We start from the raw sequence: 21,198 nt of genomic DNA on the forward strand, positions 1-21,198 counted from the left end.
CACACCATCACTGTATACCCCTTGGGGGTATATCCAAGAGGAGTTTCTTGGATCACTGCTAGACCCGGTCTGCGACGGGCCGCGCTTTCCTGGTCGCGTGAGAGCGGCGGACGGGCCCGCCCCGTTGCAGGTACGCACGGGCGCGAGCCCTGCGCCGCGCTGCTGCGTTGCCGCCCTAGGGAAGGCCCGCCGAGGGGGTATCGGCGGACCTTCTCGCTTTCTCCCGGTCAGTTGGGGGCGTGCTGCCGCTGCGCGTCCTCTGCTGTGGGGGCGGTTTCGGTGGGCGGGCTCTGCGGCTTGCCACGCATGAGGGTGAGGGTGGCCAGGGCGCCCGCGACGGCGATGGCGGCCGCGGCGAGAAATGCGGCGCTGAATCCGTCGGTGAGGGCGGGCAGGTCGCCGAGCGCGCCCGCGCCCTGGGAGGTGGCGAGCGCGGTCAGGGCTGCGAGGCCAAGAGCGGAGCCGACCTGGTACGTGGTGTTGACGATGCCGGAGGCGAGACCGGCCTGTTCCTGCGGGGCGGCGGACATGGCCGCCATCAGGGTCGGGATGTAGGCGAGGGCCATGCCGAGGGCGGCCACCAGCGAGGCCGGCAGGACGTCGATGACGAAGGATCCACTCGGGCGGGCCGCCGACAGCCACACCAGGCCCGCGGCCAGGACCAGCAGGCCGCCGGTGATGAGCGGCTTGGGGCCGAAGCGGCCGAGCAGGCGGGCGCTGGCGGTGGTCATGAAGACCATCAGCAGGCCGGTCATCGGCAGCAGGGCGGCGCCGGAGGCGAAGGCGCCGTAGCCGAGGACCTGCTGGAGGTAGAGGTTGAGAAAGTACCACATCGGGATCCAGGCCGCCCCCAGCAGCGCCATCGCCAGGTTGGAGACGCCGAGGCCGGGGGTGCGCCAGATGCCTAGCGGCATCAGCGGCGAGCGGGCGGAACGCTGGATGAGGACGAACACGGCCAGCAGGGCGGCGCCTGCAATCAGCTGAAGGACCGTCTGCGCTGTCGCCCAGCCGGTCTCGGGGGCGCGGACCACGGTGAAGACGGTGAGCGCGAGCCCGGCGGTGACGGCCGCCGCGCCCAGGACGTCGACTCCGCCGCCGCGGCGGGCGGCGACGGCCGGCAGTAGGCCGGTGGCGAGCAGGGTGGTGATGCCGATCGGGATGTAGATGATGAACACCCACGGCCAGCTGGCCCACTGGGTGAACACGCCTCCGAGAAAGACGCCGGCGGTGCCGCCGGCCGGGGCGGCCGCGCCGTACAGGGCCAGGGCCTTGCCCAGTTCCTTGGGGCTGTGGCCGAAGAGCATCATCAGCAGGGTCATCGAGGCGGGTGCGATCAGCGCGCCGCCGACCCCCTGTACGGCGCGGCCGGCGACCTCCACCCACGCGCTATGGGCGGCCGCAGCAACGACGGAGCCGGCGATCAGGACGCCCCACCCGGCCACGAACACCTTGCGGGCGCCCAGGAGGTCCGACAGGCGGCCGCCCAGCAGGAGCAGTCCGCCGAAGGCGATGACGTAGGCGTTGAACACCCACTGCAGGTCCCCTTGAGAGAACCCCAGGTCGCGCTGCATCTCGGGCAGCGCCACTCCGATGATCGACGTGTCCATGATCACCATGAACTGTGCCGCGGCGAGCACCCCGAGGGCCCACCACCGGCGCGGATTAACGGTTTCCATGACCGCTCCCCAAAGACAGAAAAACCCCTCATACCCCCAGGGGGTATGACTTCGATGGCGGGAACGTTATACCCCTAGGGGGTATTCCTCAATGGCAGTCGGCCCCCCTCGCCTCGCCTACCACCAAGCGGGCTGCTTACGATGCGGCTATGGACGGCCAGGTGGTGCGAGCGGTGAAGCCCGTCGGGCTGCGCTCCTGCCTGCTCTTGGTCCTTGCCGTGCTCACGGGCCTGGTGGCCATGCACGGCCTGGGGCCCGCCCCGCAGCCGGCGGGCGCGCACGCAGCGGTCGCCTCCCACCACGCGCCGGCCGCCGGCCACGGGCAGGCGGCCGGCTCCGACGCCGCGGCCACGCAGGGGTGCGTCCACGCCGACGACCCGGCCGGCAGCGGACGGGGCGGCCACACCGAGCACGCCGATGCGACCTGCGCGGCCGCCGGAACGGCCGGCGCCCCCGTCCTGCCAGCCCCCGCGGTTCTGCCCGGCCACGCCGAGAGCCAGGCGGTCCTCGCGCACGGGATCAGCCCTGGCGCCACCGCCTGCGGCCGGGCACCGCCGTCACTGAGCGAACTGCAACTCCTGCGCATATAGGGCGGCCCCGGCATGCCCGGCCCCAGGCCGGCGAGCCCCCTTCGGCCCCGCCCTATCTCCGCACGCCTATGCGTGCTCCGACAGCAGGAGTTGCACCATGCCCAAGCGTTCCCTGATCCGCCGCGTCACCGCCCGGCCGCCGCCACCACCGCCGCCCTCGTCCTCGCCGCCTGCGGCAACGACAACGACAACGGCGCCGCCCACAACGGCCACAACACCACGCCGTCCGCCTCCGCCAGCGCACCGGCGCAGCAGGGCGACCACAACGCCGCCGACGTGACGTTCGCCCAGGGGATGATCCCCCACCACCAGCAGGCCATCGAGATGGCCGACCTCGCCGCGACCCGCGCCGAGTCCGCCGAGGTCAAGAAGCTCGTCGGCGAGATCAAGAAGGCCCAGGACCCGGAAATCAAGACCCTCTCCGGCTGGCTCACCTCGTGGGGCGAGCAGGTCCCGGCCGCGGGCGACGGCCACGGCGGGCACGACATGTCCGGGATGAAGACGGCCGAGGAGATGAAGCAGCTGGAGTCCTCCTCGGGCAAGGCGTTCGACACCGCCTTCCTGAAGCTGATGGTCAAGCACCATGAAGGCGCCGTCGCCATGGCCAAGACCGAGCAGTCCGAGGGCGCCTACCAGCCCGCCAAGGACATGGCCGGAGCGATCATCACTTCCCAGAGCGCCGAGATCGCCCGATGAAGACGCTCCTCGGCACAAGCTGACCCGTCTCAGCACACCCCGGTGCGGGCAGCCGCCAAAGGCTGCCCGCACCCGGGGCCGACCCGCTTTCATCCCTTTCGAGCGTTCTGGACCTCACACATGACCATCCGCTTCCGCATACCCGCGCTCGCGGCCACCGCAGCCACCGGTGTCCTGCTGCTGACCGCCTGCTCGGCCACCGACAGCCAGCCCGCCGCAACCAGGGCCAGCAACGCCGACCCCGGAACGGGGCATCTCCACGGTCTCGGCGTGGACCCCGCCGACGGCACCCTCTACGCGGCCGGGCACCTCGGCGTCTTCCGACTCGGCACCACCGGCGCCGTACGGATCGCCGACCGCTACCAGGACACGATGGGCTTCACCGTCACCGGCCCACGCACCTTCCTCGCCAGCGGCCACCCCTCACCCGTCGACCCGACGGCAACCTCACCGCATCTGGGCCTGATCCGCAGCACCGACGCCGGCGCCACCTGGGAGCGGCGCGCGAAGATCCCGGGCGGCGATCTCGCCACCCATCCGGAGGCACCGCAGGAAGTGTGGGCGACCACCCGCGACGGGCTGCTGCACAGCACCGACGGAGGCACACGCTTCCAGCCCGTCCCCACAGCCCCCGCCCTGACCGCCGTAGAGCGACCCGCCCCCGGCCAGCTGATCGCCCTGGCGACCGATGGCAAGGTCCTGGCCAGCGGCGACGGGACGTCCTGGACCGAACGCGGCCGCCTCCCCCAGGGCGCGCAGCCCGCCGTACTGACTGCGGCAAGCCCCGCTCACCTGCTGGCCGCCGACACGAACGACGCCGTCTACGAGTCCAAGGACGGCGGCCGCACATGGACCGTCGTCCATCGCCCGGACCACGGCAACACCGAACACTGACCTGCCCACCGCCGGCATCAGCTCCTGCCGGGCCGACACCCGGCAGGGGCCGCCACGGGGCAGGCGCCGACGGCCGGGCCCTGACCCCCGAGGGCTACGCCGTCGGCGGCTGCCCGGCGCGGCCGAGCAGAACGGCCAGCAGTCGCCCCGTGGTCGCCTCCACGTCCTCTCCCCGTCCGGGAATACGTGTCATCAGCAGGTGGTGGACCGTGCCGACCAGCGCGAGCGCGATGGTGGCGGTGTCGGCGTCGGCGGGCAGCCGGCCGCCGCGCTGCTCGGACTGCAGGTAGGCGGTGAAGGCGTGCTGGATGGCGTCGAAGGCGGGCGCGCCGGACTGGAACCCTTCCCGGGTGTGCTGTGCGGCGGCCGGGCGCGTCATCGCCAGCCCCACTACCGGCGCGGGCAGCGCCTCCAGCAGGTCGAGGACGACCTGCTGGAGGTTGCCGGCGACCGTGCCCTGGCCCACCTTCGCCTCCAGCGCCTCGGCCTGGCGGGCGCTGCGCGCGAACCGGTCCAGGAGCAGCTCGGCAACGAACTCGTCCAGACCGGTGAAATGCGTGTGCAGGACGCCCTTGCCGCAGTCCGCCTCCGCGGTGATCGCGCGGCTGGTCAAAGCCGCCGCGCCGTCGCGGGCCACCACCCTCTCCGCGGCCGCGAACAAGCGCTCGCGCAAATCGGGAATCGCCACTCCACGAGGTGACACAACCGCCCCTTCCTCAACCCCATTGCAAGTATGGGCATCCGCCCATACTGTTTGGGCACTTGCCCATACTAGGGCCGGGGTGCGGTGCTGCGCCCCGGCGGGAGGTAGTCATTCATGGCTGATTTCGCCAACACCGCGCAGGCCGAGGCGTGGAACGGATATGAGGGCGCGCAGTGGGCCCGCAGCCAGGACCGCTGGGACGCCGTCAACGACGGCTTCAACCAGCCGCTCCTGGATGCTGCGGCCGTCGCGGAAACCGATTGCGTGCTGGACGTGGGATGCGGGGCGGGGCGTACCACCCGCCTCGCGGCCCGGCGTGCGGGCCGGGGACAGGCGCTGGGGCTGGACCTGTCCGGCCCGATGCTGGCGAAGGCCCGGGAGAGCGCCGTCCGGGAGGGGGTGGAGAACGTTTCCTTCGTCCAGGGCGACGCGCAGGTCCAGGCGTTCGACGCCGAGAGCTTCGATGCGGTCATCAGCCGGTACGGCATGACCTTCTTCGCCGACCCCGCCGCTGCCTTCGCCAACCTCCACCGCGCACTGCGCCCCGGCGGCCGGCTGGCCTTCATCTGCGCGGCCGAAGCCGAGGCCAACCAGTGGCTCGAGGCGCTGGCATCACTGGAGGCTATCGTGCCGCTCGGCGGCTTCGGCAAGGCCGGCGGCCCCGGCATGTTCTCCCTCACCGACCCCTGCCGCATCCGCGCCCTGGTCACCGCGGGCGGGTTCACCGACGTCGAGGTCCAGCGCATCGAGGTCCCGGGCAAGTGGGGCACCGACGCGGCGGACGCCGCGGCGTTCCTGCTGGACTCCGGCCCCGGCCGCCACCTGCTCAGCCAGGTCACCCCGCACCAGCAGGCCAAGGCGCGCCAGGCGCTCACCGATGCGCTCGGCCGATACGAGTCGGACGGGGCGGTGTGGCTGCGCAGCAGCTCATGGATGGTCACCGCCCTACGTGACAGGGCGAAGCAGCGCTGACTGCCGCCCCGCCCGGCAGTCCGCGCACCTCAGGTGCGGACCATCCGGGCGATCGCCTGGGACGCTTCGGCGATCTTGTCCTGCGCCTGGTCGCCGCCCTGGGCGATCGCGTCGGCCACGCAGGACTGGAGGTGGTCGTCCATCATCGTCAGGGCGAAGGACTGCAGCGCCTTGGTGGTGGCGCTGACCTGGGTGAGGACGTCGATGCAGTAGGTGCCCTCCTCGACCAGGCGCTGCAGACCCCGCACCTGCCCCTCAATGCGGCGCAGTCGCTTAAGGACGTCGTCCTTGTTGGCGGTGTAGCCGTGCACGGCGATCCCTTCCCTTCACTGATTACCCCGGGGGGGTATAGATGTAACGACAGGGTGCGGTGATGTGTTCCGCTGCTGCGACCTCGGATGTGCCACTGCCCCCGCCCGGCGGTGGCCGGGCGGGGGCAGTGGCGGGTGCGGGTTCAGCTGTCGGCGCGGAAGGAGCGAAGGCGCAGGCTGTTGCCGACGACGAAGACCGAGGAGAAGGCCATGGCGGCTCCGGCGATCATCGGGTTGAGCAGGCCGGCGGCGGCCAGGGGGAGGGCGGTGACGTTGTAGCCGAAGGCCCAGAAGAGGTTGGACTTGATGATGCCCAGCGTCTTGCGGGACAGGCGGATCGCGTCAGCCGCAGCTCTCAGGTCGCCGCGGACCAGGGTCAGGTCGCCTGCTTCGATCGCGGCGTCGGTGCCGGTGCCCATCGCCAGGCCGAGGTCGGCGTGGGCCAGGGCGGCCGCGTCGTTGACCCCGTCGCCGACCATGGCGACCGAGCGGCCTTCGACCTGGAGGCGCTTGACGACGTCGACCTTGTCCTCGGGCATCACCTCGGCGATGACCTGCTCGATGCCGACCTCGGCGGCCACCGCGTCGGCGACGGCCTGGTTGTCTCCGGTCAGCAGGATCGGCGTCAGCCCGAGGGCCTTGAGCCGGGTGATCGCTTCGGCGCTGGTGTCCTTGACGGCGTCGGCGACCTCCAGGACCGCGCGGGCCTCGCCGTCCCAGGCCACCGCGATCACGGTCCGCCCGGCCGCCTCGGCCCGGTCCTTGGCCTCCTTCAGGGCGGCGGGCAGGGTGATGGCCCATTCGGCAAGGAGCTTCTCGCGTCCGACGAGGATGGCGTGGCCCTCCACGATCCCCTGGACGCCGAGTCCGGGAAGGTTGGCGAAGTCCTCCAGAGCGGGCAGGGAGCCGACCTTGTCGGCGGCACCGGTCGCGACGGCCTGGGCGATGGGGTGCTCGGAAGCATGCTCCAAAGCGCCCGCCAGCCGCAGCACTTCGGTCTCCTCGGTGCTCTCGGCGGTGTGAACGGCCAGGAGGGTCATCTTGCCGGTGGTGACGGTGCCGGTCTTGTCCAGGACGATGGTGTCGACCTTGCGGGTCGACTCCAGGACCTCGGGCCCCTTGATGAGGATGCCGAGCTGGGCGCCGCGGCCGGTGCCGACCATCAGCGCGGTCGGCGTGGCAAGTCCCAGGGCGCAGGGGCAGGCGATGATCAGCACGGCGACCGCGGCGGTGAACGCGGCGGTCCACCCGGCGCCGTTGCCCAGCCAGAACCCGAGCGTGCCCAGGGCCAGGGCGATGACGACGGGCACGAACACGGCGGAGATCTTGTCAGCGAGGCGCTGGGCTGCGGCCTTGCCGTTCTGCGCGTCCTCCACCAGCTTCGCCATCCGGGCCAGCTGGGTGTCGGCACCGACTCGGGTCGCCTCGATGACCAGGCGGCCACCGGCGTTGAGGGTCGCGCCGGTGACCGTGTCGCCGACGCCCACCTCGACGGGGACGGATTCGCCGGTGAGCATGGAGGCGTCCACCGCGGAGGAGCCCTCGGTCACGGTGCCGTCGGTGGCGATCTTCTCGCCCGGACGGACGACGAAGTGGTCCCCCACCCGCAGCTCGGCCGTGGGGATGCGCTCCTCGCGGCCGCCGCGCAGGACGGTGACGTCCTTCGCGCCGAGCTCCAGGAGCGCCTTCAGCGCCGCGCCGGCCTTCCGCTTGGAGCGGGCCTCGAAGTAGCGGCCCGCCAGAATGAACGCGGTGACGCCGGCGGCGGCCTCCAGGTAGATGTTCCCGGCACCGTCGGAGCGGGCGATGGTCAGCTCGAAGGGGTGCGTCATACCGGGCGTGCCGGCCGTCCCGAAGAACAGCGCCCACACCGACCACAGAAACGCCGCGCCGGTGCCGACCGAGATCAGGGTGTCCATGGTGGCCGCGCCGTGCCGGGCATTGGTGAACGCGGCCTTGTGGAACGGCCAGGCCGCGTAGGTGGCCACGGGCGTGGCCAAGGTCAGGGAGAGCCACTGCCAGTAATCGAACTGCAGGGCCGGGACCATGGCCATCGCGATGACCGGCACGGACAGCAGGACCGCGGTGATCAGGCGCTGGCGCAGCGGCCGCAGGGCGCCTGCTTCGCCCGCGCCCTCGCCCTCGGCGTCCCCCCGGCCGACACCGCCTTCGGGCGCTGCCGGCGATTCGGGCTCGCGGGCGGTGTAGCCGGTGGCTTCCACCGTGCCAATCAGATCCGCGACCGAGACCGAGGAGCCGTAGGTGACCTTGGCCTTCTCGGTGGCGTAGTTGACCGTCGCGCTCACCCCGTCCATGCGGTTGAGTTTCTTCTCGATCCGGGCGGCGCACGAGGCGCAGGTCATGCCGCCGATGGCAAGCTCGACCTCGGCGGCGCCTGTGGTGGCGACGGTGGTGGTGGCGGTGCTCATGCGTGCTCCTGGTGGCGGCGGACGGCCGGGGCCCTGCACGGGCCCCCGGCGGCCCGAAACGGAGAAGAAGAGGGAGGGGCGGTCAGGCCGTGCGGCCGGTGAGCTCGTAGCCGGCGTCGTCCACGGCGGCGGCAATCACCTGGTCGTCGAGACCGGCGGCGCTGACCACGGTGACCTGCCCGGAGGCGAGGTCAACCTCGACGCGGCTGACGCCGTCCACGGCGCCGACCGCCTTGGTGATCGCGTCCCTGCAGTGACCGCAGGTCATACCCGCCGCGTACACGGTGCGGACTCCGTCCACGGCCACCGACGACTGCGCGGTGGTGGAGCAGGTGTTATTCGGGGAGCAGCAGGACGAAGACATCTGGTTCTCCAACATCTGTCAGTAATACCCCCTGGGGGTATCTGCGGCAGATTCACGTATACCCCCGGCCCGTATGAAAGAGCAAATCCCTCCCGCCCCGTTGCTTGATACCCCCCAGGGGTATGCTCGGGATCGTCGGGAACCTTCAGCGCGCCGCTCAGGCCCGCGTACGACACGGGAGACCACCATGAACACCACAGCCAAGATCGGCCTCTACGGCTCAGCCCTCGCTGTCGCCTTCACCGGCGCCTACGGCATAGGAGCGGTCGCCGATCCACTCACCGGCAACACGCCCCCCGCCCCGCACGCCGCCGGACACCAGGAGAGCAACGCGATGAACCACGGTGACCAGCACACCGCAGCGACACCGCCCCTCCCGGGCGGACTGCAGATCTCCCAGGACGGCTACACCCTCGACCTGCTGACCTCACCCTGGCCGCCAGCCAGGAGGCTCCACTGCGCTTCGCCATCAAGGACGAGGCCGGCAAAGCCGTCACCGACTACGCCGCGGCCCACGACAAGGACTTGCACCTCATCGTCGCCTCACGCGACCTGAACACCTTCCGCCATCTCCACCCCGCCCTCGGGCCGGACGGAACCTGGAGCACCCCCGTCGACCTGCCCGCGGCAGGCGACTACCGCGTCTTCGCCGACTTCACCCCCGCCAGGCAGGGCGCCAAGCCCCTCACCCTGGGCGCAGACCTCGCCGTCGCCGACCCCTACCAGCCGCGAGAGCTGCCGCCGCAGAAGGCCACGGCCGAAGTCGACGGCTACACCGTCACCCTCGACGGCACGCTCACGGCCGGCAAGACGACCGGCTTGACGCTGAGCGTGGCGAAGGACGGCACGCCCGTCACCGACCTTGAGCCCTACCTCGGCGCCTACGGCCACCTCGTCGCCCTGCGCTCCGGAGACCTCGCCTACCTCCACGTCCACCCCGAAGGGAACCCCGGCGACGGCACCACCCGGCCCGGCCCCGGCATCTCCTTTATGGCCACCGCCCCCACCAACGGCGCCTACCGCCTCTTCCTCGACTTCAAGCACCAAGGCACCGTCCGCACCGCCGCCTTCACCCTGCACACCACCCACAGCACCAGCCCCGCCCCCACCGCACAGCACGAAGAGCACCCCAGCGCCGAACACCACTGACCCGCTGGACAGCAGCGGCTTCCTCACCGAAGACGACGTCGAGGAGTGGTCTGGTCGGCTTCAGGGGCCGGGCTCAGCGGGCGAGGTCGGCCAAGGCGTTGAGGGCGGTGTCGATCTCGGCCGGCGTGTTGATCACGGCCGTACCGATCCGGGTGTAGGTCGAGGTGGACAGCCGCACGCGGCGGGTCGCGGCGTGGTCCACGACCTGCTGATGGGCGTGTCCGGCCACGCTGAAACAGGTGATACCGGCGGACAGCTTCGCATCGGCAGGGGTGTGCACAGTAATCCCGGGGATGCGGTCCAGTCCCTGCTTCACCTGCGCCGACAGCTGCGTGATGCGGGCGGCGACGCGTGCCCGGCCCAGCTGCTCATGCAGCGCTACCGCCACCGGCAGGGCGAAGGCATGCTCGAAAGCCACAAACCCGCCGGGCGACAAAGGCGCTGCTCCCCCGCCGCTGATGAAGCTCACGAACGTGGGCCGCAGCTGGTCGAGGACGTCCGGCGCCACCCACACCAGCCCCGTTCCCCTCGGACCGAACAACCATTTGTGCGTGCCGGCGATCACCACGTCCGCGCCCAGACCAGCAGCATCCTCGTCGACCGCCGCCAGCCCGTGCACGCCGTCGACGACCAGCAGGCACCGGTCGGCAGGGCTGCGGCCTTCATTGGCCCGTCGCACCACGTCGGCCACCGCACGCACCGGCATCCGAAGCCCTGTGCTCGACTGCACCCAGGTGATCCCCACGACTCTGGTGTTCGGGCGGATCGCCTCGCCGACCGCCGCCGCGATGCCGGCCGCCGTCGCGGTGGCCGGATCGTCGAACCAGGAACCCAGCCGCAGCGTGTCGCCGTGCTTGTCGGCGGCCAGCCGGGCGGCGGTGCGATGGGCAACGTGGTCGTGCTCCGTCAACAGGAACTCCTGACCCGGACGGGTCACCACGCCGTTGTAGAAGACGCCCAGCCCGATGCTCGTGCTTGCCGTCATCGCGACGTCCTCGGCCCGGCCGCCCAGATAGCCCGCGAGCGCCTGGCGAACCCGGGGCCAACCGGTGGGACCATCGGGCAGCGCCAGCCCCGTGGGCACCGAGAGGGGATTGGCGTCGACCTGAGCGCTCAGATGATCCACCGCATCCCGCACCACCTTCGGATGCGAGGCCAGATAGAACAACGCAAGATTCGCCCACCCCGGCTCCAGACGGAACTGCGCCCGCAAGGCGGCCCAGTCCACACGCCTGTCCATCGTGGTGACCGGCCGCTCCCGCGGCGTGTCCGCAGCCGCGCTGCAGCCGGGGACGAGTGCGACCGCCACCGCTCCCGCAGATTTCGCCAGCAGATCCCGCCGACTTGGCATCGACATCCAGCACCCCTATGCACCCCGACCGGCGGAGCGGCGACCGCATAGCTGTCCGGTGTCCTTCCGGTGACGAGGCTACGCAAAGCGTCCGCACGCGGCGACTCATCACTACCCAAAACGGGCCTCCACCCCCGCCCGAGACCACAGCCTCAGGCCAGAGTCGGCGGCCGGACCAGGCCGAGCCGATCGCCCACCGCCAGGCCGCCAACGGCACCCGCATCCGGCTCCTGTACGAGGCAGCGCTCTCGCAAAGATCGCGGCGCGAGCTCGCCCGCCTCCATTACGACTGAGCCTCTTTCCCCGGCTATCGCGGGGGAAGACACCTCATGCAGCTAGCGGGTCAAGTTGACCTTGGTCAGCCGGCTGCAAAGGCGGCCAGCAGGGTGTCCGCTTGGACTTCCAATTCGGGCGTCAGAGCTCCCTTCACAGCCACCATGAGCTCATCGCCGCCGACCGCGCGGGCAAGCCGAACCTCGACCTGTCGATGCTCACCGACCAAGGGATACGAGTACCAGCCGTCGGGCCGCTCGTCGTCGGTCGCCTCGACCGCCAGGGCCACCGTCTCCCAGTCGGTGGCATCGAACCCGCAACCCACGTAGTGCGACAGCCGCCAGCAACTCCAGGAACGACCGCAGGCTGCGCTCCCAGATCCATCCACCGACCTCTGCCATGACTCCCCCTCCCCGCTCGGAAGGGACAGCCTGTAATGGGCCGATGTCTCAGTGATCACCCTGCTGCTGCAGGAGGGGAAACGCGACCGCTTCATCGAAGGGGACGCGTGCCAGGAGGCAGTGGTGAAGCTGGCCGAGCATCCGGTTGAACAGGTGCCGCAGGGCCTGCATGTGCCAGTCCCCTCCCGCCCGGCGGCGCCGGTAGTGGGCGTCCGCGCCGGATGAGCCGCTGAGGGAGGCGAAGGCCCACAGGTGGCCGACGTGGTTGAGCCGGTTGTTCTTGACGAACCGGCGTCCGACGTAGCGGCGTTTGCCCGAGGCCCGCGTGATCGGGGCGGATCCGGCGTACGCCTTCAGCCCTCCGGCCGTGGCGAACCGGCTCCGGTCGTCGCCGATCTCGCCCAGTGTCTAGGACGGCCTTTTGTCGGCGTACAAGTGAACGTGGCTCTGGCAAGATTTTCGTAGGCGGAGATCATCACGGTCGCACGCTTGACTGGTCGGCATAGCGGCGGCGGAGGTGGGCGATCAGGACGACGCGGTGTCTGAGGAGACGGACGCCGGCGCGTCCTGCCATGATGCGTTTCTGCAGTTTGACGTCGGTGATGCGACCCTCGTTGACCCCGGAGTTGTAGGGGGTGGTGATGCCTTTGGCAACGGCATCTCGGTCTTCGCGAAGGGCTCTGGCAAGGCCGGTCAGCGGTGCGAGTCCGGTGATCGCGAGGTCGTCCAGCCACTCGGGCAGGTGGGTCCCGTCGCGGTTGTCGAGCATGGCGGCGAACCGGCGGACCAGGTCGTGGGCGGTCCTGAGTTCCGGGCAGTGGTCGAGGAGGCGGGGCAGGCGGTCGTTGATGTGCGGGCTGCGCCGATGCGGGTGGGTCATGATCCATCGGGCCGCTTCGCGCGGGGAGGGCGGCCGCTCGCGTGGCTCGTCCAGGGGCAGGCCCCGCCTGAGGGGTGCGACAGCCATTTTCACGCGCTGGTAGTGGCCGAGGTAGCCCTTGGTCTGCAGTTCTTCGTGCAGGACCTTCGCGCTGTGCTGTCCCTCGTCCCAGCGTTGCTGGAGGTAGTCGAGGTAGGGATCGAGGGCGGAGAACTTGCGTGGAGGGCGCCGCATGACCTCTTGCCAGGTGCGAGCTCGGGCGTACTTGCTGACGGTTCGGCGGTTCAGGCCGAGCTCCCGGGCCACGGAGCTGTGGCTCCGCCCAGAACGGGTCAAGGCCTGAACGGCTTCGAAAAGCCTTCGGGCGTGGCGCTCGGCTCGCGTGTCCGCGGTGGTGTTCTCGACGGATTCCTCGCCCGGTGCGGAATTGGATTCGCCGGTCGGAGGCAGTGCTGCGGGCAGGCAGCCGCGGTGGGCGGAAGCGATGTCCTGCACTCGGCGGGAGAGGCCCTGCCAAAGGTGAAATCGGTCGCTGACCTGCACGGCTTCGGGGGCGCCGCTGGTGATGCCCTGCCGGTAGGTGAGCGAGCCGTCGCGGCAGGCGACCTCAACACCCGGATGCTCACGGAGCCAGCGGCCGAGCTGTTCCGCGTCGCGTCCCTCCCAAAGCGTGAGCGGAAGCCGCGTGGTGGCGTTCACCAGGAGAGTTCCGTAACTGCCGCCGTAGAGCGCGAAGTCGTCGACCCCCAAGACCTGGGGCGTGACCAGTGGCGGAAGCGGCACCCGCATCAGTTGGGACAGAACGGCGACCCGCGAGAGTCTGATGTTCAAGATCCGCAGCATCCGGGACCCGCCCCGGCCGGCCAGCACCACACCGACGTCCTCCAACAAGTGCTGCAGTTGAGGTGTGCGCCGCTGGTAGCGGACGGTCAGCCCCGGCACCTGTTCGGCGAAGGTCACCTTCGGGCAGCTCGTGTTCTCGCAGTACAGACGGCGTACGGACAAGTCGATGTGCAAAGGCCGGCCCGCGAGCGTGACGTCGGAAAGATGCCGTGCATAGCGGCTGTGGCACCACGTGCTGAGATGTCCGCATCCCGTACATCCCGCAAACACTCGATCTCGTGCAGGCACGGACCGCCACCACAGCATCGGAGACCTCGACCGAAATCACCATCACATCAGACAACTGCGGTAACAGACTGACCAGTTCAACAGAGCACAGTCAGATGCTGCCCGCGCTGCGGGTCGATCGACCGCGTCACCGTGATGATCTCCGCCTACGAAAATCTTGCCAGAGCCACTCTAACGAGTACGCCGACATCTCGGCGTGGTCACCGGCACGATGGCAGCAATCGCCCTGGGGACAGGCACAGCCAACGCAGGCAGCGGGTACTACCTGGGCAACTACTACAGCGGCCTGTGCGCCGGCGTGGGAAGCAAGACCACCAACAGCGCACCCATGATCCAGTGGGGCTGCGACGGCTCGGCCTCAGACGAGCGCTGGTACTTCGTGGCCACCACGGACAGCAACGGCGCCAGGGCGTACTTCCTGCAGAACGAGTACTCGGGCAAGTGCATGGGCGTCGGATCCAGCCTGAGCAACGGGGCCGGTGTCACCCAGTACACCTGCAACGGCGCCTCTGACGAGATCTGGGGCTACTCGACCGGACCCTCCTCTGCTGTCCCCGCCTCCGCAACCGCAGTCGCTGCCACGCTGTAGTTAGTTCGGTGCGTCACTGAAGGGGCCTCGCCTGCAAGGCCCCTTCACCACGACTGGCCAGCACCACCCCGCCCCCCTGTGTCAACGCCGGACGGCTTGCGGCGATCCGTTCGCGCGACGTCTTCCCGGCCACGTACGGTCTGCGCATGACCAGGACCACGCCGGCCAGACCGATATCCGTGGAGGCCGTTTTCCCGGAACTGGCCTCCTACCGGGGCCGGACAACCCGCCTGCACCCCCGGCCGGGACAGCCCGACGTGCGCAACAGCCATGTCGGCGGGCCGATGCTGTGGCCGGACAGCGAGCCGTGGCCGGTCTGCCACGAGCCCCACCAGCACGAAACCGAGGGGTACGTGCCGGACGAGATCCGCAGCGCCCGTGCCGCGGGCGTGTGGCCGCGGAGCCGTCCTTGGCACGGCGCCGGCACGGGCGGTGAGGACGGGTCGGTGCCGTTCGTGGGGCTTGCCCAGTTCTTCCGCCGGGACATCCCGGGCCTGGTAGCCGGGCCCGACGGCGCGGACCTGGTGCAACTCTTCCGCTGCCCGTTTGCCCACGGTCCGTACCTGGAGCGCCGCTACCTCCTGCGGTGGCGGCGGGCCGCAGAGACCGAACGCGCGGAACGCTTCCTCGCCGCCCCGCCTGAAGTGCCTCTGTTCCGGTGGGAGGACGAGCTCCCCGAGCCGTGCGTGCTGCACCCCGAACAGGTAGACACCTATCCCTGGGCGGAGGACGACACGCTGCCGGCCCCGCTGATCGCTCTCATCGACGCCTGGGACGACGCCCAGACGGCGGAGCACGGCCGCGACGCCCCCAGCTACCAGAGCGACCTGTCGATCCCACCCGGCTGGCGGGTCGGCGGCTTTCCCAACTGGGCGTCGACGGGCCCATTGACCGTCGACTGCACGTCCTGCGCGACCCCGATGCGACTGCTGCTGACCGCCGCCGGCGACGAGATGGACGCCGACTCGCACAGCTGGATGCCGCTGGAAGACCGCGACCCGTCCCTCCAGGGGAAGGCCTCGATCCGGGGCGGCCAGTCCGTTGCCCAGCCCACTCGGCTCCGCTTTGGCCGGGACCGGGACCTGCACGTCTTCACCTGCCCAGCCGACCCCGGACACCCACCCCAATGGGTGCTCTCCTAAGGCCCTTTCAGGGCGATGGACTTGATCAGAGGGCCACCACACTGCGGGCTGCCGTCGCACCACACGCACAGAAGCGTGTTCCTGCATCTCGCCAACATTTCCCACAGCGGCCGTCCGCGGCCGTTCCCAGAATCCGGCAACAACCGTTTCTGGTAAGTGTCCTACGCAGCCAACTCCTGCCTGAGCGAGCCTGGCCTGTCAGAGCACAGGCGTCGGCTGCCTCGCGGCGGGGCTTGCCGATCGCCTCCCGCAGGGGCGCCATGTAGTCGCGGAGTCACTGGCCTGCTGAATGACCCATCAGTCGGACCACAGGCTGGCAGTCCAACACCGATCGCGGGTCCGATGAAATCGTGCACGGTCCCAGCGCAGGTTCAGACGACCAAACACCGCGGAGACGTAGCTGCCTACAGGTTCACCAGCAGGCGACTGGTATACCCCGCCATGACAGTCCAGAACAGGCCCGTGTAGCCCCGTTCGCCGACTCTTGTGTTGAAGCGTCGTCCAAAGAATGTGGCGACCAGCATGAGCGGCACGCAAGCCAGGGCGACGAAGTAGTGCCTGCCCGTGAGGAGCGAAGCCTCCGTCCAGATCGCTGTCTTGGTGGTGTCTCCGATGAGCGAAACCAAGGAAAGCGCGCCAACGAGGTGCATGCGATCGAGGTCCAGTCCACGTACGGCGAGCCCTTTGAGTGGGTCGGACGTCCCGCTGAACCCTGAGGTGGCACCGGAGAGGAACGCAAGGATTGGCGAGCCCACGTGTCGCCAGCGCCCGAGGCGGAGCGACTCAATGAGGAAGGCTGCGGCGAAGCAGAAGACAACCGCGACGGTCACCACCTTTTCGGGCGCCGCGATCAGCAACTGCGCACCGAGGAATGTTCCGGCGGCGACGAGGACTATGACCGGAACTGCCTTTCGGTAAGGAATCGTTTTGCGGTACGCGTATACCTTGACGACGTTGTTGGCGGCCAGGAGAAGGGCCGACAGTGCCACTCCGGATTTGGTTCCGAGTATGAGGGCCAGAGTGGGAACGAGGATCAGACTCCCTCCGAACCCCGCAGCGGCCGACAGGGTGAACGCGGTGCCCACAGCCAGAAACACGATGATGACCACGTACGGTTCCATCGACGCTCCCTCCGTCGCCGAGAACAGCTTGGAACGGTGGTTCAGCCTATGTCCGGACCGGCTTTCGGCGGCGTGCAACCGTCGACATGTGGATGGATGGTCCATCGGTGCTCAAGCTTTTGCTGAGTCTTGCGTGTTGTGGGGTTGAAGGCCTCCTGAAGCCGGGTGCACAAGTCTTTTCTCAGCTTGACGGCGTGCTCAGCGAATGCCTCACTGTTGAGCCCTTTCATCATCGATTCTTTGTCGAGGTTTGAGACCGGATCCTTGTCGTCGGAGAACTTTGGGTCCCATGTGAGCATCACGCTGGGGGTCGTTCCGTCCTCCTCCAGCTTCATGACCGCCATCAGAGGGTGGAATTCGTGCCAGCCGGCATGAAAGCCGTCGTAGACGTGCTCCCCAAGCACGGCAACTTTGCTGTTCTCCTTGATTTCGCCGAGTGCCGCGTCCCCAACGTTGGCATCCTCTGCCTGGCCTGGAGCAGCAAAGAAGACAGCCTTCATCACTGCGTTGAGAACTACTTCGCTGAGAGCGGCCGCAGCCGCACCGCCCGCGGCCGCGCCGAGGAGGGCCCCGATGACTGCGCCGATCAGGCAGCCGACCGGCCCTAGGACCCACGAGCCCAAGGCGCAGCCCGCGGCGGCGCCGGCCGCCCCGCCGGCGGCCGCTCCCGCAGCAGTCGCTGTGATGAGGACCATCGCCAGGATGCCGAACCACAGCGCCATGTCGTTCATTCGAACCCAAAAATCCCCTTCGGCTTCGCAGTGCAGGGCACTCGCCGTGTGGAACTCCTTTGGCTCCTTGCCAGGATTGTTGTAACCGATGCCCAGATCGGGATTAGGGTCCGCGAGCTGCGGCTTGGGCTGAAGAAGCTCTTGGCCCTGAAATCCGTCCAGGTATATCTCATTTCGCGGGTTGGCGAATATTTCGGCATCAGCCGCTGTGCTTCCGTACAGCGGGGGTACGGAGTCAGGGTCGGACGCGGGCTCTGGAGGCTCGTGCAGACTGGTGTAGTCATCCTTCTCACGATGTGGCATGAGCCGGACATCGAAGTACTCGTCGTTGTCGAAGTCTCCGAAGGGCGTTTCACTGATGATGGCATGGCCCCAGGCAGAGTACTTCGGACCGTGTATGACTGTTCCCACCGCGCACTTGGGTTCTCTCGCGAGACAGATCAGCCGATGGAACCGCCACTGATATGAGACGTGTTTGAGAGCGGTAGCAACGCCTGTGGTTATTCCTACGAAGTATCCGACGATGGCGCCGATGATGGTGCCGATCGGCCCGCCAATCGTGCCGATGAGGGTGAAACTGCCCCAGATGGTGAGGGCCAATATCAGGTGTACGACGCTGTCCCGGAGGAGGTCCTGTTTCTTGTATGGCCTGCTCGTGGGCTGCAACTCCGGCTTGTACTCGTAGCATTGTGTGAACTTCTTGAAGGCCACCGCTCCTCCCTCACGTCCTCACCATGATTGTCACTCCGCCGACCAATTGGCGTGTGCCACCAGGGCCTACGGAGAATCCGTGGACGTTGAATACCTTCTCTCCCGAGAACCCTGGGGTGTCGGGCTCGATCACCACTTCGACTGTCAGCTCTTCACCGGGTTCAAGCACCGGCTCGCTGGGCGTGATGCGCACCGACCATCCCCGCGGGACGGGAAAATCGCCATAGGCCTGCGTGCGCCGTGCCCAGTCCCAGCGGGCGCGGCTTTCAGCGATGCGCGTGGAACGGCCGCCGCCTGCGAACTGGCGCTTGTAGCCCTCGTCGCACTCCCGTGTCATCAGCCGATAAGTGTCGGCTTCGAGTACGAACTGGCGACGGACGGATGCGGCATTGCGGAGCGCGAAGGTGACGCGTGCGGGAGACGCGAGCTGACCCACCACGACGTTTTCCTGCCCCAGGTTGTTGTCGGGGTTCGCATCGTCGGCGCCCGTGCTGGGGCATATAAGCACTGCAGAAGAGTGGAAGAAGTGCCTCGACGACCAGGCCGCCAAGCGGGAAAAGGTCGAAGAGGCCAACAAAGCCGCTCGGGCCACCCAAAAGGAATGGACCGCGGCCCGCGAGAAGGAAAAGAAGGAAAGGGCTGAGGCCCTGAAGAGGGAAGCAGAGGAAGCCAAGAAGAGGGGAGCGGGGGCGGACTGGCCGTGGCTCTTGGACTCCGAAGTATGGCATGCCAAGAATGCGGGCAGTGCGCTAACCGACTATGCATTGTGGCACGGTCAAGGGTACGACACCAAGCCAGCGACCAACATCCCGATTAATTTCTACAGCAATGACAGGCTCAGTGACGACTGGGACTACCTCATGCGTGTTGCCGTCATGCAACCCGAGAATTTCGACGCCAAGGAACTTCGCCTGCGGGTCAACGAAATGATGTACTACGGCCATGGCACTGGTTTCTATTACATTATACGCAGCCCCAAGGAATGGCATGACACCTTCCCGGTCAGCCCCGGATATATTTATGGCCTAGTCGGTTTCATGTTCAACAAGGCTTACGCCGATACGCCCGAAGTCCGGAATAATTCCCAGCTGAAGAAGAATGCGGAAGAAATAGTCCAAAAGGTCATCCACGCGGACTTTGTTTCCCCGCCTGATGAGTACCCTGGATCGGTCCAGGAGAAGACGAACGCGGATGCCATCATTGCTCGCGCCAAGAACGGCTCGGGAGATGGAGATAAGCGTCGAGAGATGTGCGAAATTTATCGCGACCTTCAGAAAGATCCAATCGGGGCAGAGGGGTACAAGTCCGGAAAGTGGGGCGCCAAGCTCGGCGCTGTGATCGGGCGAGCAATATACTGCTCTTGATTAGAAAATAAAGTCGTCGGCCGGTGCGTCAGCCATTGCGACGCACCGGCCTGAACGATGCTCCTTTATAGATGGGAATCTCGGCCCGACCGCACCCGCCGCCGACACTTCATGCGAGCGTGAGCGGGGTTGTCGACGAGGGTTCCGCCGGTGGCGACGTTCACCTTGTGGCGCAGGTTCTGGCCGGTGTCGCTGATGATCCGCAGCCGGTCGGCGGCCGGGTTGAAGTCGACGCCGAAGGCGGTGCCCGCCAGGGCGAAGTCCAGCTGGGAGACCTTCGTGGCCGCGGCGTTGGTGGTGTTGAGGGTGTAGATGCCGCCGGCGCCGGATCAAGCAGCTCGCCCAGGACGACGTGATCGACCAGCACAACCTCGAAGAACTCCGGGGCGCGGTCACCGAGACCACCGACGTCGAGGTGTCCTACCTCGAGCCGGCCTACCGTGAGCTCGGGGTCATCCTCAACGACCAGGTCCGGCGTCGCTTCGACGACGTCAAGGCGTTCCACCACTCGTCGTACGCAACCGGCGCAGGTTCCTGGAGGAGGAGATCCAGGAACTCACCGGACGCCTGGCCGCCCGGCGTCAGGAACGTGCCGACCTGGGCTAGGACCAGGCCCGCCTCCTGCGCGAGCTGGCGGACGGTGGAGCGCTGGAAGCGCTGACCGCCCTGCAGACAGCTCTGGGTCGGGAGGAGGCCGCTCTCGGTGCTTTTCGCCACCGCTTCGACGCAGCGCAGGCCCTCGAAGCCAGCGCCCGGCGTATCACCGCCAAGAGCGTTGAACTTCAGCATGCCGTCGACCTTGACCTCCGCGAGCGTCGGCAGCAGACAGACGAAGCGATCCTGCTGTTCTCCCGGTATGCCCAGCGCCTGTACGGCGAGGGCCGCGAAGCCTACCTCGCAATCGAAGCCGGGCGAACCAGCCTCAGCATCACGCCCCGGATCGATGCCGACGACAGCCGCGGCATCCACAACCTGGTCATCTTCTGCTTCGATCTCACCCTGGCCGTCCTCGCACACCGCCACGGCCGCGGCCCTGACTTCCTCATTCACGACAGCCACCTCTACGACGGCGTCGACGAACGACAGGTCGCGCGCGCCCTCGCGCTCGCGGCCGAAGTGACGGAGGAAGAGCACATGCAGTACATCGTCATTCTCAACACCGATACCCTCAGTACCGCTGCCCAGCGGGGATTCAACCCCGAACCACACATCCGCAGCCCCCGCCTCACCGACGACGAAGAAGGCGGCCTCTTCGGTTTCCGCTTCAAAGCCGCAGGCAAGGCGTAGCGACTAGGGCCTGTTGTGAAAGTGCTGGTCACAGCCATTCGTTGATGACTGCGACCAGCACGCTCGCTTCGTAGCGGACAGCGAGTTTGTCGTACCTGGTGGCGACGGCCCGGTGGCGCTTGAGACGGTTGATGCCGCATTCGACCGCGTGCCGCTGCTTGTAGTCGTCCCTGTCGAACTTCGGCGGACGGCCGCCGCTCGAACCGAGCCCCCGCCGGTTGCGGACCCGGTCCGCAGGCACAGGAATCGTTGCCTTGATCCCACGTCTGCGCAGGTAGGAGCGGTTTGCACGGGAGTCCTACGCCTTGTCGGCCCGGACCCGGACCGGGCGCTTGCGCGGCCTGCCCAGGCCGAGCCGGGGCACCCGGATCGCTTCCAGGACCGGCTCGAACTGCGGAGAATCACCCCTCTGCCCTGCCGTGATCACTACTGA

General features: G+C 68.3%; 20 protein-coding genes and 4 pseudogenes. 10 read left to right on the top strand and 14 right to left on the bottom strand.

The features are described from left to right. Positions 1 to 227: 227 nt before the first annotated feature. Positions 228 to 1,676 (bottom strand): MFS transporter, encoded by a 1,449-nt coding sequence (locus ACFWP3_RS38015; RefSeq protein ID WP_384230611.1) that lies wholly within the window; start codon positions 1,674 to 1,676, stop codon positions 228 to 230. Between the two features lie 149 nt (positions 1,677 to 1,825). Here ACFWP3_RS38015 and ACFWP3_RS38020 point away from each other — a divergent pair, with 149 nt between their 5' ends. The 3 genes from ACFWP3_RS38020 (at position 1,826) to ACFWP3_RS38030 (ending at position 3,856) form a co-directional block, all read left to right on the top strand. Next, a complete protein-coding gene (locus ACFWP3_RS38020; RefSeq protein WP_384230614.1) occupies positions 1,826 to 2,266 on the top strand; it encodes a DUF6153 family protein in 441 nt (146 codons plus the stop codon). Between the two features lie 90 nt (positions 2,267 to 2,356). Then, positions 2,357 to 2,962: a DUF305 domain-containing protein gene (locus ACFWP3_RS38025; RefSeq protein WP_384230617.1), complete on the top strand. Its 606-nt coding sequence runs from the start codon at positions 2,357 to 2,359 to the stop codon at positions 2,960 to 2,962. 120 nt (positions 2,963 to 3,082) lie between these two features. Next, positions 3,083 to 3,856, top strand: a complete 774-nt coding sequence (locus ACFWP3_RS38030) for a WD40/YVTN/BNR-like repeat-containing protein (protein ID WP_384230620.1) — start codon at positions 3,083 to 3,085, stop codon at positions 3,854 to 3,856. A gap of 94 nt (positions 3,857 to 3,950) precedes the next feature. Here the strand turns inward: ACFWP3_RS38030 and ACFWP3_RS38035 are convergent, their stop codons facing one another. Continuing rightward, the gene (locus tag ACFWP3_RS38035; RefSeq protein ID WP_384230622.1) at positions 3,951 to 4,559 is read right to left on the bottom strand and encodes a TetR family transcriptional regulator; all 609 of its coding nucleotides are present in this window, start codon (positions 4,557 to 4,559) and stop codon (positions 3,951 to 3,953) included. A gap of 114 nt (positions 4,560 to 4,673) precedes the next feature. On the opposite strand from ACFWP3_RS38035, the gene ACFWP3_RS38040 reads away from it, so the two are divergent. Then, positions 4,674 to 5,531 (top strand): class I SAM-dependent methyltransferase, encoded by an 858-nt coding sequence (locus ACFWP3_RS38040; RefSeq protein WP_384230624.1) that lies wholly within the window; start codon positions 4,674 to 4,676, stop codon positions 5,529 to 5,531. 29 nt (positions 5,532 to 5,560) lie between these two features. Here the strand turns inward: ACFWP3_RS38040 and ACFWP3_RS38045 are convergent, their stop codons facing one another. The 3 genes from ACFWP3_RS38045 to ACFWP3_RS38055 all read right to left on the bottom strand — a co-directional run bounded on the left by ACFWP3_RS38045 (position 5,561) and on the right by ACFWP3_RS38055 (position 8,635). After that, positions 5,561 to 5,848 (bottom strand): metal-sensitive transcriptional regulator, encoded by a 288-nt coding sequence (locus ACFWP3_RS38045; protein WP_384230658.1) that lies wholly within the window; start codon positions 5,846 to 5,848, stop codon positions 5,561 to 5,563. Positions 5,849 to 5,985: 137 nt separating this feature from the next. After that, positions 5,986 to 8,271 (bottom strand): heavy metal translocating P-type ATPase, encoded by a 2,286-nt coding sequence (locus ACFWP3_RS38050; RefSeq protein WP_384230626.1) that lies wholly within the window; start codon positions 8,269 to 8,271, stop codon positions 5,986 to 5,988. Between the two features lie 82 nt (positions 8,272 to 8,353). Further along, a complete protein-coding gene (locus tag ACFWP3_RS38055; protein ID WP_384230629.1) occupies positions 8,354 to 8,635 on the bottom strand; it encodes a heavy-metal-associated domain-containing protein in 282 nt (93 codons plus the stop codon). A 187-nt stretch (positions 8,636 to 8,822) separates the two neighbouring features. Between ACFWP3_RS38055 and ACFWP3_RS38060 the strand changes: the two are divergent. Continuing rightward, a pseudogene (locus tag ACFWP3_RS38060) lies at positions 8,823 to 9,784 on the top strand (hypothetical protein). A 73-nt stretch (positions 9,785 to 9,857) separates the two neighbouring features. Here ACFWP3_RS38060 and ACFWP3_RS38065 read toward each other — a convergent pair. From ACFWP3_RS38065 to ACFWP3_RS38080, 4 genes and pseudogenes are all read right to left on the bottom strand, one after another. Then, positions 9,858 to 11,012, bottom strand: a complete 1,155-nt coding sequence (locus ACFWP3_RS38065) for an aminotransferase class V-fold PLP-dependent enzyme (RefSeq protein WP_384230632.1) — start codon at positions 11,010 to 11,012, stop codon at positions 9,858 to 9,860. 481 nt (positions 11,013 to 11,493) lie between these two features. Continuing rightward, complete coding sequence (locus ACFWP3_RS38070) at positions 11,494 to 11,697, bottom strand: hypothetical protein (RefSeq protein ID WP_384230635.1); 204 nt, start codon at positions 11,695 to 11,697, stop codon at positions 11,494 to 11,496. A gap of 160 nt (positions 11,698 to 11,857) precedes the next feature. After that, a pseudogene (locus ACFWP3_RS38075) lies at positions 11,858 to 12,214 on the bottom strand (transposase); the annotation flags it as partial. Positions 12,215 to 12,284: 70 nt separating this feature from the next. Beyond that, on the bottom strand, positions 12,285 to 13,838 hold the full coding sequence (locus tag ACFWP3_RS38080; protein WP_384230637.1) for an ISL3 family transposase: 1,554 nt from the start codon (positions 13,836 to 13,838) through the stop codon (positions 12,285 to 12,287). 193 nt (positions 13,839 to 14,031) lie between these two features. On the opposite strand from ACFWP3_RS38080, the gene ACFWP3_RS38085 reads away from it, so the two are divergent. Continuing rightward, complete coding sequence (locus tag ACFWP3_RS38085; protein ID WP_384230640.1) at positions 14,032 to 14,409, top strand: RICIN domain-containing protein; 378 nt, start codon at positions 14,032 to 14,034, stop codon at positions 14,407 to 14,409. Positions 14,410 to 14,555: 146 nt separating this feature from the next. Then, on the top strand, positions 14,556 to 15,551 hold the full coding sequence (locus ACFWP3_RS38090) for a hypothetical protein (protein WP_384230643.1): 996 nt from the start codon (positions 14,556 to 14,558) through the stop codon (positions 15,549 to 15,551). 404 nt (positions 15,552 to 15,955) lie between these two features. On the opposite strand, the gene ACFWP3_RS38095 is transcribed toward ACFWP3_RS38090, so the two are convergent. Genes ACFWP3_RS38095 through ACFWP3_RS38105 form a run of 3 tightly spaced genes read right to left on the bottom strand, consistent with a single transcriptional unit; the run spans position 15,956 to position 18,553 of the window. Beyond that, complete coding sequence (locus tag ACFWP3_RS38095; protein WP_384230646.1) at positions 15,956 to 16,672, bottom strand: TSUP family transporter; 717 nt, start codon at positions 16,670 to 16,672, stop codon at positions 15,956 to 15,958. A gap of 41 nt (positions 16,673 to 16,713) precedes the next feature. Next, complete coding sequence (locus ACFWP3_RS38100) at positions 16,714 to 18,114, bottom strand: hypothetical protein (RefSeq protein ID WP_384230649.1); 1,401 nt, start codon at positions 18,112 to 18,114, stop codon at positions 16,714 to 16,716. Positions 18,115 to 18,124: 10 nt separating this feature from the next. Further along, positions 18,125 to 18,553: a hypothetical protein gene (locus ACFWP3_RS38105; protein ID WP_384230652.1), complete on the bottom strand. Its 429-nt coding sequence runs from the start codon at positions 18,551 to 18,553 to the stop codon at positions 18,125 to 18,127. Between the two features lie 49 nt (positions 18,554 to 18,602). Here ACFWP3_RS38105 and ACFWP3_RS38110 point away from each other — a divergent pair, with 49 nt between their 5' ends. Then, on the top strand, positions 18,603 to 19,478 hold the full coding sequence (locus ACFWP3_RS38110) for a hypothetical protein (protein WP_384230655.1): 876 nt from the start codon (positions 18,603 to 18,605) through the stop codon (positions 19,476 to 19,478). 131 nt (positions 19,479 to 19,609) lie between these two features. Here the strand turns inward: ACFWP3_RS38110 and ACFWP3_RS38115 are convergent. After that, positions 19,610 to 19,798 (bottom strand): annotated as a pseudogene (locus ACFWP3_RS38115) (DUF4394 domain-containing protein); the annotation flags it as partial. Between the two features lie 95 nt (positions 19,799 to 19,893). Here ACFWP3_RS38115 and ACFWP3_RS38120 point away from each other — a divergent pair. Continuing rightward, complete coding sequence (locus ACFWP3_RS38120) at positions 19,894 to 20,139, top strand: hypothetical protein (RefSeq protein ID WP_384230660.1); 246 nt, start codon at positions 19,894 to 19,896, stop codon at positions 20,137 to 20,139. Between the two features lie 239 nt (positions 20,140 to 20,378). Next, positions 20,379 to 20,765 carry a DUF2326 domain-containing protein gene (locus ACFWP3_RS38125; RefSeq protein WP_384230663.1) on the top strand — a complete coding sequence of 129 codons (387 nt, stop codon included), beginning with the start codon at positions 20,379 to 20,381 and terminating at the stop codon, positions 20,763 to 20,765. A 28-nt stretch (positions 20,766 to 20,793) separates the two neighbouring features. Here the strand turns inward: ACFWP3_RS38125 and ACFWP3_RS38130 are convergent. Continuing rightward, positions 20,794 to 21,051: pseudogene (locus tag ACFWP3_RS38130) on the bottom strand (IS5/IS1182 family transposase); the annotation flags it as partial. Positions 21,052 to 21,198: the final 147 nt, after the last annotated feature.

It is taken from the genome of Streptomyces sp. NPDC058525 (genome assembly GCF_042719495.1).
Classification (GTDB): domain Bacteria; phylum Actinomycetota; class Actinomycetes; order Streptomycetales; family Streptomycetaceae; genus Streptomyces.

Coding starts and splice junctions, on each gene's coding strand:
- ACFWP3_RS38015 (WP_384230611.1), bottom strand. CDS start 1,676: ATGGAAACCGTTAATCCGCGCCGGTGGTGGGCCCTCGGGGTGCTCGCC.
- ACFWP3_RS38020 (WP_384230614.1), top strand. CDS start 1,826: ATGGACGGCCAGGTGGTGCGAGCGGTGAAGCCCGTCGGGCTGCGCTCC.
- ACFWP3_RS38030 (WP_384230620.1), top strand. CDS start 3,083: ATGACCATCCGCTTCCGCATACCCGCGCTCGCGGCCACCGCAGCCACC.
- ACFWP3_RS38040 (WP_384230624.1), top strand. CDS start 4,674: ATGGCTGATTTCGCCAACACCGCGCAGGCCGAGGCGTGGAACGGATAT.
- ACFWP3_RS38050 (WP_384230626.1), bottom strand. CDS start 8,271: ATGAGCACCGCCACCACCACCGTCGCCACCACAGGCGCCGCCGAGGTC.
- ACFWP3_RS38055 (WP_384230629.1), bottom strand. CDS start 8,635: ATGTCTTCGTCCTGCTGCTCCCCGAATAACACCTGCTCCACCACCGCG.
- ACFWP3_RS38080 (WP_384230637.1), bottom strand. CDS start 13,838: ATGCTGTGGTGGCGGTCCGTGCCTGCACGAGATCGAGTGTTTGCGGGA.
- ACFWP3_RS38085 (WP_384230640.1), top strand. CDS start 14,032: ATGGCAGCAATCGCCCTGGGGACAGGCACAGCCAACGCAGGCAGCGGG.
- ACFWP3_RS38090 (WP_384230643.1), top strand. CDS start 14,556: ATGACCAGGACCACGCCGGCCAGACCGATATCCGTGGAGGCCGTTTTC.
- ACFWP3_RS38095 (WP_384230646.1), bottom strand. CDS start 16,672: ATGGAACCGTACGTGGTCATCATCGTGTTTCTGGCTGTGGGCACCGCG.